The 11483-nt window shown below is 31.4% G+C and carries 9 protein-coding genes and 2 pseudogenes; 2 read left to right on the top strand and 9 right to left on the bottom strand.

All coding sequences use genetic code 11. From position 1 onward, the window contains the following. From HMPREF0693_RS19075 to HMPREF0693_RS01170, 6 genes and pseudogenes are all read right to left on the bottom strand, one after another. Positions 1-620 (bottom strand): annotated as a pseudogene (locus tag HMPREF0693_RS19075) (hypothetical protein); the annotation flags it as partial. A 122-nt stretch (positions 621-742) separates the two neighbouring features. After that, the gene (locus HMPREF0693_RS01190; RefSeq protein ID WP_004242868.1) at positions 743-1651 is read right to left on the bottom strand and encodes an AEC family transporter; all 909 of its coding nucleotides are present in this window, start codon (positions 1649-1651) and stop codon (positions 743-745) included. Between the two features lie 192 nt (positions 1652-1843). Beyond that, positions 1844-2326 carry a GNAT family N-acetyltransferase gene (locus tag HMPREF0693_RS01185; protein WP_004242867.1) on the bottom strand — a complete coding sequence of 161 codons (483 nt, stop codon included), beginning with the start codon at positions 2324-2326 and terminating at the stop codon, positions 1844-1846. Between the two features lie 158 nt (positions 2327-2484). Next, positions 2485-2967: a hypothetical protein gene (locus tag HMPREF0693_RS01180; protein ID WP_004242866.1), complete on the bottom strand. Its 483-nt coding sequence runs from the start codon at positions 2965-2967 to the stop codon at positions 2485-2487. Between the two features lie 261 nt (positions 2968-3228). Further along, on the bottom strand, positions 3229-4221 hold the full coding sequence (locus tag HMPREF0693_RS01175) for an alpha/beta hydrolase family protein (protein ID WP_004242863.1): 993 nt from the start codon (positions 4219-4221) through the stop codon (positions 3229-3231). A 538-nt stretch (positions 4222-4759) separates the two neighbouring features. Next, positions 4760-6292, bottom strand: coding sequence for an HD domain-containing protein (locus tag HMPREF0693_RS01170; protein WP_004242860.1), 1533 nt, complete (start codon positions 6290-6292; stop codon positions 4760-4762). A 140-nt stretch (positions 6293-6432) separates the two neighbouring features. Here HMPREF0693_RS01170 and HMPREF0693_RS19385 point away from each other — a divergent pair. Then, a pseudogene (locus HMPREF0693_RS19385) lies at positions 6433-6866 on the top strand (phage portal protein); the annotation flags it as partial. Between the two features lie 227 nt (positions 6867-7093). Here HMPREF0693_RS19385 and HMPREF0693_RS01160 read toward each other — a convergent pair. After that, on the bottom strand, positions 7094-8509 hold the full coding sequence (locus HMPREF0693_RS01160; RefSeq protein WP_004242856.1) for a putative phage abortive infection protein: 1416 nt from the start codon (positions 8507-8509) through the stop codon (positions 7094-7096). Between the two features lie 218 nt (positions 8510-8727). Next, positions 8728-8904: a hypothetical protein gene (locus HMPREF0693_RS18855; protein ID WP_004242849.1), complete on the bottom strand. Its 177-nt coding sequence runs from the start codon at positions 8902-8904 to the stop codon at positions 8728-8730. 135 nt (positions 8905-9039) lie between these two features. Between HMPREF0693_RS18855 and HMPREF0693_RS01155 the strand changes: the two genes are divergently transcribed. Further along, positions 9040-9639 carry a hypothetical protein gene (locus HMPREF0693_RS01155; protein WP_004242848.1) on the top strand — a complete coding sequence of 200 codons (600 nt, stop codon included), beginning with the start codon at positions 9040-9042 and terminating at the stop codon, positions 9637-9639. A gap of 223 nt (positions 9640-9862) precedes the next feature. On the opposite strand, the gene ahpF is transcribed toward HMPREF0693_RS01155, so the two are convergent. After that, a complete protein-coding gene (gene ahpF, locus HMPREF0693_RS01150) occupies positions 9863-11428 on the bottom strand; it encodes an alkyl hydroperoxide reductase subunit F (RefSeq protein ID WP_004242847.1) in 1566 nt (521 codons plus the stop codon). Positions 11429-11483 lie beyond the last annotated feature (55 nt).

Below are 11483 nucleotides of genomic sequence, written 5' to 3'. Positions count from 1 at the left end.
GTATCTAAGTTAGTATTATCATTTTCTATCGCTTTGCTTACGAGCTGTCTTATAGCACTAAAGTTAACTTGATTAAAGTTACTTTTATTAAGCTTTAAGTCTATTTCACCAGAACGTATTTTATTATCTAATTCAATATACAACTCAGCAAAAATTTGATCATTAAGCTCATTTTTATCTAACTTTTCATATAGACATTTCAATGCAATTTCATTAGAAAAAATTGATGAATGCCGATTAAATGCATTAATTATTGTTGACATTTTATTAAGTTGTTCATTGTCTATATCCGTTATAGAAATATTATAATTATCTATTGAAATCGTAATATTTTTATCATTATCATTAATATCAATTTTTATTCTTTCTTTATATGCATCTGAAGCCATAGTTTTTAGCATTAAAACATGATATAGCATTTTAAAATGATTTTTGTCATCAAATAGATCTTGATATACAATATTTTCAACTGTTTTTAGTGCTTTTTCTCTTTTGTTTGATTGGAACCAGTCTTTTATTTTATCCCATAATGACATCACATCTTTTGTTTTTTCTCCTTGTGATATTCTTAATATCTGTAAACTAGAAATATCATTGTGATTAATTTTTACACTCATCATATTTTCCTCTTAAATTAACCATATAATAATTAAAATTACATTTAAGAGAAGAACACTTTTAGTGACACTATGCTATAAAAAATCACCCACGATAAATAATATTAGTCGCATTTCCTTTAAATTTATGGAATTAAAAAACTTAATACGATCGGCAAGGTAATTGCTGCAAGCATGGTTTGTGAAGTAATGATCCCCGCCATTAGCTCAGAATCCCCTCCTAGCTGTCGAGTTAAAATATAAGAAGTTGGGGCTGTAGGGATAGAAAAGAAAATGACTAAAAGCATCATAACTAATGGAGACAAACCTAAAAAATTAGCAACACTATATGCAATTATCGGTACAATAAGCAACCGAGTCACTGTGTTAATACTAATCATTTTACTTTCTGCTTTTAGTGTTGATAAATGTAATGCCGCACCAATACAGATAAGCCCTAAAGGTAAACTAGTCGCAGCTAACAATTTTAGAAATTGATCGCTACCAAAAGGAAGCCCTATTCCTGATAAATTGATTACAATCCCTATTACACAAGAGATAATTAATGGATTTTTAATAATTGGGAAGATTAATTGACGAAAAGTTACATTTTGTCCTGCGGTTAAACAAAGCACTGAAGTCACATTTGATAGAGGAACCAAGGTTGCTAATATCAAAGCAGCTATTCCTAAACCTTCAACGCCAAATAAATCAGCGACAATAGCTAAACCTAAATAAGTGTTAAACCGAATATTGCCTTGAACGATCGCACCAAAGCGGCCAGCAGACCAGCCGGTTATTTTTTTAAAAATAACACACAAAATAGTGGTAATAATGACTACTGAGAAAATAGCCCCAGCAAGGTGAGGTAATTGAGGATCAGATAAAGGAGCATTAGCCAAGCTATTGAGAAGTAATGCAGGAAAGAGTAAAAAATAATTTAATTTTTCAGTCCCTACCCAAAATGCAGGTTCAAATGCTTTATTTCTTCTTAAAATAGCGCCTAGCGCAATTAACGCAAATAAAGGCCATAACGTTAACAACACATTTTGCATAGTGTGTGCCCCAGAAAAATAGTCATAATTTACAATATCGTAACATTAGCAAAATTACCAACTGATATTGTTAATATAAAAGCTAATTCAAAAAATGATAAAAATAAAAAATTTTCGCATTTTAAGCCCAACTTTTTCTGTTCTATAATGCTAGGTATAATTTTTATGTCAATAAGGCACTATTTATAAATTTTATAAATCAATATACATTCGATAACAGTGTAAACTTGCCTGAGCCAAGCTAGAATAGTACTCTCGCTCTTCTAAAACAGTGAACCCTTGTTTTAAATAAAATAGCATCGCATTAGGCGTTGCATCTAAAAATAACTGAACAAAATTTCTTTGTTTAGCTTCATATTGTAGCTGTTTAAGAATAAGTCCTGCATATCCTTTTCCCATGCATTCCGGTAATGTAAAAATGGCTTCAGCAAAGCCAGTTTTAAGATCTAAAAAACCAGAAGCCACGGGAATAGACAACTTTTTATCATCAATAACATAGAAAGGATTATTAATAATAGATTGTCTATAGCCGTCAGGCATTTCATCAGGAGTCCAAGCGGCTAATATATCGGGCGGATAGACATGTTGACAGCCAAAACGTAACGCTTTATTTCTTAAATACCATAATCGTTTTGCTTCATGAGGCTCCGCAAGCCTAAGTTGAACACCTTCCATTATAACCTCATTAGTCACTGTAGATATTGCAATTATAGAAGTTATTATTCACTATTTTTATATTTTCTTCTTATACCACTATTATAATATTATTTTTATAATGTCCTAAGTGTATCCATTACGCCTGATACACTTAGGATAATTCACTTATTAGTTAACTATTTTAGTATGGTTATCTTATTATTTTCATCGTTATTACACTCAACATTATTCGAAGATGGTAATAATAATGCAATAACGTATCCTAATAATAAAATAAAACGCACTATCACCATTGTATCTGAAGAAATAAGTAATGGATATGGCGTAAGGACCATGGTGCCAATGGTAAAGATCAGTGCAATAGTGATAGGATATTTGAAACCAAAATCTCTTACTCGTTGAGTTAAAATAAGTGCAAATACGTAGATTTGTGCTATTAATAATATGAATTCGACTATACCATAAGAACTAAAAGAGAATTGGTAGAAAAATAATTTATCAGGATCATTCTCAACGGAATCAGGTAACAAGGTCATAAATAACATATATATTAAACCGTTTACAATACCAAATAACACAGAAAAAACCACTTCTGCCCCTAAAAAAGAGAGTCTATCCCGTCTTTTTTCCTTCCATTGATAAACTATTTTAGTTTTCATATTCAATCCTTTCTATTTTAAAATTGTATTCTTTCATATCATATATAATATACTTAATATTTTTACCTAAAACTATATGTTTATAAGACAGTATAAACAATTCTAGCATCTTCTGTTTTGATAATTGAAAGAGACTGTCAACAAAGTTCTAAATACTTTTAAGCACATATGATGAAAATTTAGACGCGCTATATCGGCTCAAAATAGATACTACCGCTCTTTTATCTAATTGATAATAGAGCAGTTTTATTATTTTAAAATTTATTTCACCATTTTATTGATCCACTTAATTTCTTCGTTAGTGAATCGAATATTACTTTCTTTATTTGTATCAGTATCTTGCAATATTTTCTCTTTAATTAATTGGCTAACAGGGACAATAATATTAAAATGGTCTCCATTTTTTATATTATAAATTTTCAGAGGAATATCCTGTTCCATTGCAAACACACGTAATTCATTGAATTCATCCCAAAAATAATCATGACCTTCAAAATAAAATGTTGGTGTTTTTATTGATTTAATATAGCGGTATACAGAACGGACATTAAATTCTTCTTCGTTATTTTTATCAAAGGGTAATTCAACCATCATCCGCCCTTCTGTGCGTAGTTTAAGATCAGGTATTCCTCCTAAAGAGAATATTGCCCTGAATTTATCACTGTATTCACTAGCCAATAATGCTCTCGTTCCCCCAGTACTATGTCCTACTATGTAAATACGTTTAGGATCAACATAAGGTAATGATGCTAAATATTCTCTGGCTGAGTCTAAATCTTCTAATTCACCATAAAACATTTCATAGCGACCAGGGTTGGTATTTTCACCACGAAAAGAAGGTATCATGAGTACCATATTAGGATCACGAAACGTCGCTCCTGTTTGGTCATTTTCAACTGGTTGTGGTGTCCAAAAATAATCATCTCCTCCTATCCCACCATATCCTCCATTCAGCCAAATCACCGCAGGTAGTTTATTTTTTTTATTCGCCGGCGGAGGGGTTAAATAAGCATACATATCACCTAGTTTGGTGGGATATTTAACTACATTGAATATTTCTGCTGGCGCTTCCCAAGGTGCTTCAGTATTGTCAAAACTATCATTTATAATTTGTGTTTTAAAACGCTGATGTGCTTCAAATAAGGTTTCATCGCGAACATCAATATTCGCATTTACCGAGAAAGCACCAATTGTTAATAAAGAAAAAATAAGCGCAGGAGCAATTTGTCTAAAACATCTCTTTTTTAGATTCATATCAATCAATTTCCTTATAGATTATTTAAGTAGTGGAATAATAGTATAGATTGCTTAAAAATTTTGAATAGCATTTTTCTTGAACAAAGAAAAATAGATGTAAAAAGTATATTAATTGAAATGGTTAAATTGCTTAAAAATTAAATAGGCAGAAAACGGCTTTTGTTTTGAGAAATTATTTTACCATTTTTTGGGCTATATTGAGAGCATTCAAACAATTAAAGAACACCATTATCCCTTTTTGATATAACACCTAGATCTCTGCTTGCCATGTTCACAAGACACTTCAATCCGGAGATTGGTTGACGAATCAATACAGATTTATAATGAAAGGCGACCCCATTTATTATTAAACTATAAAACGCCCGATGAGGTTCATCGAGCATTTTATACCTGAAAAGTTGTCAACCTATATCAAGATTAGTCATTATTTTTCAATGGATGGAAGTGTTTTTTCTTGTTAACAATTTACTATAAAATTTTTAAAGTTTTTTCCAAAGAAAAATAATTCAAATTATGCATAGTAAATATATGAACTTTATGGTTCTTTATTTATTTCCCTCATTACAACGTCATTAATTTCATTAAGTAATTCAGGTGGTATTTTATCTTTTTCATCACGATCAATAAAGACACGAATGAAATATTTTATAATTTGATATTGATTTAATTTATCATCGCAATCTACTATTTTTTTTATTTCATATTTATTATTAATACTTTTAATCAATAGTTTAACCTCAGTTTTATTAATATCTTTAAATGCTGTATCGGAAACAATATCAATTGCATACAAATGTTTTTCTATATGTAAATCTAATATCTCTGATAGTTTTTTTTGTAAATTTTTTCTTAAATATCCATCATCTCTATCTGTAATTTTTATATTTCTAATATAATGCTTAGCTTCATAGACCTTTGACCAAGGATGCCTATTGATAATATCATCTAAGATTTTTGCGTTTTTATTTTCTGTTTCAGTTAAATCAATCCATTCTGCAATTTTTTCATTCAAAAAATAATCATCACTACAGTCAAGATAGAATTTAATCAACGCTTCACTACTATCAGTATTAGAACTAGTGGTATCCTCATCATAAAGCTCTGAAATAATTAGATTCTCTCTATATTCTGCTAACATGTTATCACATAATTTATTTAGCATAGATGAAAATGCTCTATTGGTTTTATGGTAATAAACCTGAGCAAATAAACTAGACCTTGCATTAATAAATTCGGCTATAGAATCAATTCCACTCTCTTTGTAGGCAAGGAATAATTTAGCATCTTCTTTAACAGGTACTATAGACATAAACAAACGGTTATAATCATAGATTCCACACTTTACTCCAGAAAAATAACTATCCCTAAGTAAATAATCCATTCTATCAGAATCAATTGGACATGATGAAATAATAGATGTCATTAAAGGAAGAATATCAATATTCTCTCCATTAATATTCTCGATGATTTGCTTATTTCCATATTCTTTCTCTATAATTTTAAATACGTTCTCTATTTTTATTTCATTATTTATTTTTCCTTCTTTTTCTAGGTCATTAAAAATGATCAAACAAAAGATTAGTGACATATATTCATGTTCAACTTTGTCATCAGGTTTCTCCAATAAATTTAAAATATCGTAATATTTTTCATCTAAAATTTTCATTAATTCTGTTTTATTTGGCATGAAGCTATCAAACTGATGAGACATTGGCCCATGGCCAATATCATGCAGTAATGCAGCTAGCCTTAATTCTTGAACATTATGCTTTGGAATATGATTTATATCACAAAAAACATTTCCATCATTATATTTTTTATCATAAAGAATAGCATTAAGATACAAGTTATTGAGAATCTCATTTGATAAATGAAGAACCCCAAGAGAATGCTCAAAACGGCTATGAACAGCAGAAGGAAACACTTTATATAAAAAAGAATTTTGCTTAATATTCCGTAAACGTTGGTATAATGGATGATTAATAAAATTAAATTCCAGAGCTGTCATTCGTATAATGCCATGAATTGGGTCAAGAATTTTTCTAGTTAACTCATCATCAATATTCATTGTTATAACCTTTTATTTAATATGTGATAAAGATTGAAGTTACATTAATAATCTCTCTCATTAGAATAAAAAGATCAATATATTTAAACTTTAGAAACACTAAGTAATATCTTTATTTTATAACCATATATTTATCATAATATCTGATAGCTACAATGTCAGTGCTACTGAATGAAGCAGTAACCTTGTTTCGTGTTAAATATTATCGCAATGGAAGCTATGCCGGATTTATTCTATACGTTAGTGATGCCTCATAAAACCAAAGCGACATTAATAAAATCCGTAACGCAATGAAAGACTCAAAAGGTCCCGGCAATTTCCGCAACCTGTTTATCCACGTGCCGAACGGCAGGAAAGACAGCGTGCAAGTTATTCCAGCGGCAAAAGATGAATTTCTCAATATTAATAATGTCAGCCGTGACGATTGTTAACCACGCATCGCGTATCACCACAAATGATGGGGATCATTCTACAACATACTGGTATCTTTGGTGATGTTGAAAAAGCAGCAAAGATTTTCATTCGTAATGAGTTGGAACCGTTACAAAGCCAGGTATTACAAATATCTAGGTAACTTTTTCTTGTTTTAATCGCTCTACGTGCTGGAAATTTGCGAGCAATAATGTTTTCGCCCCCCTCAAAACGCAATCGTGACCCCGCCACGCCCGCTCACTAAATGTATCGGTTTTTATGTACCTGCATGAGTACCACAAAAGCCCGTGATATCTGTCGCCTTCGAGCAACTTTGACCCTTTTTTGATCTTGCGTTTTTTACACTTTATTGCATGATTTTTTCACTTATTATTTTTCAAATAAAATTGTACCAGTACTATCAATCTTTAATTTTTCGTTCATTTTTTTAAATAGTTCTGTTTCATTAACTTCTTTAATGACATAATTTAAAATATTCAAATACATATCATCATACGTTTCAAAATAATTATTTAATTCTTCCTTTTTTAAATTAATTTTAATGCATTGTTTTTTTATATATTCAAAACTCTGATAATTTATATCTTCTTCTTTTTTAAAAAAAATATCTTTATTTAAATTAATCACTTTATTATTGCAATTAATCTTTCCTTCTAAAATATCTTCTAATTCATCAACTAGAGAAATAGAAAAACCATCATTCAGAATAATTTCATCTTTTAAGATGAGATTCTCATCTTTACTATTATTTACCCACCCTGTTTTCTTGCCTTTATATAAATAATAACTATCATTCAATGTGAAATATTTATTTTGCAAATTTTTCAAATAAGAATAATAGCATTCAATTATTCTTAATAAATCCTCCTTGAACAAATTGTATTGCCAAAGAGAAAAATCCCTCATCACTTCATAAACAAATGAACTCTCTAGCACAACCCCTTCATTAATAATACTTTTATCTTCCAGTGTTGTTCTGGCGTAGACAGTTTTATTAAGGTAATCATTTAAATAGAACTCAAACAATTTCTTTATATTTAAACTAAAAACATTTTTCTTTTCTTCAATATTAAATTTTATTTTTGTGCCAATATCGTCAATAATAATATGTTCAAAAAAAGAAAAATTCTTTAACATTTCCTCATATCTTCTAAATATCTTCATTTCATTTTTAGCATTTATTGCCACAAAAAAAAGAATATCATTTCTAATGATACTTCTTAAAATAGCAGTATATTGTTTTTTCTCTTCTATATATTTATTATCATCCGATTCAAGATAAAAACTCTCATTGATATATTTTAGATTTCTATATAATATTCTCATGTATGGACTATATTGATAGTGTTGAAATAATTTTTTAGAAGCTTCTTTTAATGTCATTCCCCACTGAATAAAACTACTACTATTTGATATTAATTGCCCATTATTTGAATCTATACTCTTAGCTAAAGCATCATGAGATCTGTTATGCTGTTCAAGTAATAAAGTAAATTGTTTAATAAAATCATCTCTTCGACTACTCTCGCGCGATAGCTCTAATGCTTTAGCAGCAATCTTTGCACTTTCTCCTGATTTTAAAGATGCATATGCGGTCACTATAAAAACAAATACAGTAAAAATTGCACCTATACTTGTAAAAATGCCAACCCATGGATCTGGTTTACTAATATAGTTAGACCACACTTCTTTTACTGTTATATCATTCCAACAAACTATTAAAGCTGATACGGCTAATATGACAAAAACCGTTAGAAATATGTTGGTACAGAGCTTTAAGTTCATATTTACCTACTTATTTAATCAAATTTCTTAATATTTTCCCTTAACCCATTCGCATTATCTATAACTATATCTCTCTTTTTCTCAATATTTTTCTTCTTAACTTCTTCAAAATTAGTTATTTCATCTTTTTTGGATGAAATCTGCACCCTACTATCATTAAACTAAATCACTTCATCACTATAACTCAGTCGCATACCATTCATTACCATTGATCATATTTAGCTAGGTGATAAATCCAACCCCATTTTTTCGGCAAAAGCTTTAAATTCAGGTATCAAACGTTCCTGATTTTCACTTAATGACATCGTTGAAATTATTTGCTGACCCTTTTTATGCTCTAAAACCTCGCCAAATGTTTTCTCCCAATTTCTATATTGTCTCCAAAAATCCCCCATACTGGCAATTTTAAGCCCCTTTCGTGTAGATTTTTAATATCGGGTGAATTGCCCGAACTACAGTTATTGCTAGGACTCCAAGTAAAACAATAAATAAGTTAATATTAGTTAACTTATTAGCTTGGAGAAAAGAATATGCACCCATCAAAAGTAAGAGTTTATGTATTTAATTGGAGTACTTTTGTGATGGTATTAGGAATATTAGCATCATTGTATTTTCATATTTCTACTCAAAATAACATAGCAGATAGAGACAAAGAAAATAGAGAAAATGAAAGAAATAATATAAGAACAATGTTCGCCTATGAGATTTCATATAATCAATCAAATCTAAGACTTTTAGAAGGAACTAAAAATGCAGGTTTTGATAAAGAAAAGTGCCAAGCAGAAATCTGCACTGCTAGTCTTGTTGAACTCAATGTATTTGCTGGCATAAGATTGATGATTCTAAACTCGCTAAGAGATGATGTATATACTATTTATCTACCTCAGATATATCTTCTTGAACCCCAAGAAGTCTCGTTAATAATGAATTATTATTATAGTCAGAAAGAGCTATTACAAAGCTCAAAAGCCATTCAGATAGGATTAGCCCAAAATAGAGACAATAAAAAATGGCTTGAAGAAAAAACATACCTTCTTACCCATAGTTTTGAGAATGAATACTTATTAGGCGAACAAATACTGTCAATGTATAAAGCTTATATTCCTGATGAATTAGTGAATAAACGTTAATACTCAAAAAATGATATGGCTTATCTACATACTTCTTACAAGATGCCATTCAATATAACCCCTTGAAAGGGTGTACAGAATTACTGGTTTAGAGTGTCCACATATTGTCCACACTTGAACACTTAGGGCCACTTTTCAGCCCTTCTTGATGATTTTATATACAAAAAAAGGCATCTTAAAAAAGACGCCTTTCTCTATAACTTATTGATTATCTTTGATTTACTTATTTTGCAGTTGTGCGAATTAAGTAATCAAATGCGCTTAATGAGGCTTTTGCACCTTCACCTGCGGCGATAATAATTTGTTTATAAGGAACAGTTGTACAGTCACCCGCAGCAAATACCCCTTTAATATTGGTTTCACCACGTGAATCAACCACGATCTCACCAATTTTATTACGCTCAACAGTTCCGTCTAACCATTGTGTGTTTGGCAGTAAACCAATTTGGACGAAAATACCCGCTAAGACAATATCATGCATTGAATCGTTAGTGCGATCTTTATATTTCAGTCCTGTTAACTTAGTACCATCTCCATATACTTCTGTTGTTTGGGCATTTAAGATAACATCGACATTACTTAAGCTACGCAGTTTCTTTTGTAAAACAGCATCGGCTCTCATTTCTGAGGCAAATTCTAGTACGGTCACGTGCTCCACTAAACCCGCTAAGTCAATGGCAGCTTCAACACCCGAGTTACCACCACCAATAACAGCCACTCTTTTACCTTTAAATAGAGGACCATCACAATGTGGGCAGTATGTTACACCGCGAGTACGGTACTCGTTTTCACCCGGTACGTTCATATTTCTCCAGCGCGCACCCGTGGCAATAATTAAGCTACGGGTTTTTAAAATCGCACCAGATGCGGTTTCAATTTGGTGTAGATCACCTTCCGCTGCTCCCGGAATTAAACGGCTGACAGTTTGGCTGTCAATGACATCAACTTGATAATCATCAACATGAGCTTTTAAAGCCCCAGCTAATTTTGCACCTTCTGTTTTAGGTACAGAGATATAGTTTTCAATATCAACAGTATCGAGAACTTGTCCACCAAAACGTTCACCGATAAGACCTGTATTTAAGCCTTTACGTGCAGCATATACTGCCGCTGACGCCCCCGCAGGGCCGCTTCCGACGATCAAAACATCAAAGGCATCTTTTTTATTTAATAACTCTGCAGTGCGTTTTTCTGCATTGCTATCTACTTTGCTAACAATTTCAGCTAAAGTCATACGACCTTGGCCAAACTCGTTGCCATTTAAGAATACCGCAGGAACGCCCATGATATTACGTTCCTGAATTTCATTTTGGAACATGCCTCCGTCGATCGCCGTATGGGTGATGTTCGGATTTAAAATCGCCATTAAGTTTAATGCCTGAACAACATCAGGGCAGTTATGACAAGAGAGCGAATAATAGGTTTCGAAATGAAACTCACCGTCTAACTGACGAATTTGTTCAAGTAATTCTGGGGCTTCTTTAGATGGATGACCACCGGTTTGTAATAATGCTAATACTAAAGAAGTAAACTCATGACCTAATGGCGAGCCTGCAAAACGAACGCCAGTTGTTTTCCCTGGGTTGGTAATAAGAAAAGATGGTTTGCGCACATTAGCACTGTTATCTTCACGGTATGTGACTTTATCAGATAACGGTTCAATTTCTTTTAATAAGGCTTGGATATCAGCAGAATGTTTGCTGTCGTCTAATGTTGCAACTAACTCAACTGGCTGGGTTAATCGTTCTAGGTAAGCTTTCAGTTGAGCTTTTAAATTATTATCTAACATTTTTGCACCCTCAATAAAATCGGGTGCCGAAACACCCGATAAATAACTACGTTAG

The organism is Proteus mirabilis ATCC 29906 (assembly GCF_000160755.1).
Classification (GTDB): Bacteria; Pseudomonadota; Gammaproteobacteria; order Enterobacterales; family Enterobacteriaceae; genus Proteus; species Proteus mirabilis.
This window is presented reverse-complemented; position numbering and strand designations above follow the sequence as displayed.

Coding starts and splice junctions, on each gene's coding strand:
- HMPREF0693_RS01185 (WP_004242867.1), bottom strand. CDS start 2,326: ATGGAAGGTGTTCAACTTAGGCTTGCGGAGCCTCATGAAGCAAAACGA.
- HMPREF0693_RS01160 (WP_004242856.1), bottom strand. CDS start 8,509: ATGAACTTAAAGCTCTGTACCAACATATTTCTAACGGTTTTTGTCATA.
- HMPREF0693_RS01180 (WP_004242866.1), bottom strand. CDS start 2,967: ATGAAAACTAAAATAGTTTATCAATGGAAGGAAAAAAGACGGGATAGA.
- HMPREF0693_RS01175 (WP_004242863.1), bottom strand. CDS start 4,221: ATGAATCTAAAAAAGAGATGTTTTAGACAAATTGCTCCTGCGCTTATT.
- HMPREF0693_RS01190 (WP_004242868.1), bottom strand. CDS start 1,651: ATGCAAAATGTGTTGTTAACGTTATGGCCTTTATTTGCGTTAATTGCG.
- HMPREF0693_RS18855 (WP_004242849.1), bottom strand. CDS start 8,904: ATGGGGGATTTTTGGAGACAATATAGAAATTGGGAGAAAACATTTGGC.
- HMPREF0693_RS01155 (WP_004242848.1), top strand. CDS start 9,040: ATGCACCCATCAAAAGTAAGAGTTTATGTATTTAATTGGAGTACTTTT.
- ahpF (WP_004242847.1), bottom strand. CDS start 11,428: ATGTTAGATAATAATTTAAAAGCTCAACTGAAAGCTTACCTAGAACGA.
- HMPREF0693_RS01170 (WP_004242860.1), bottom strand. CDS start 6,292: ATGAATATTGATGATGAGTTAACTAGAAAAATTCTTGACCCAATTCAT.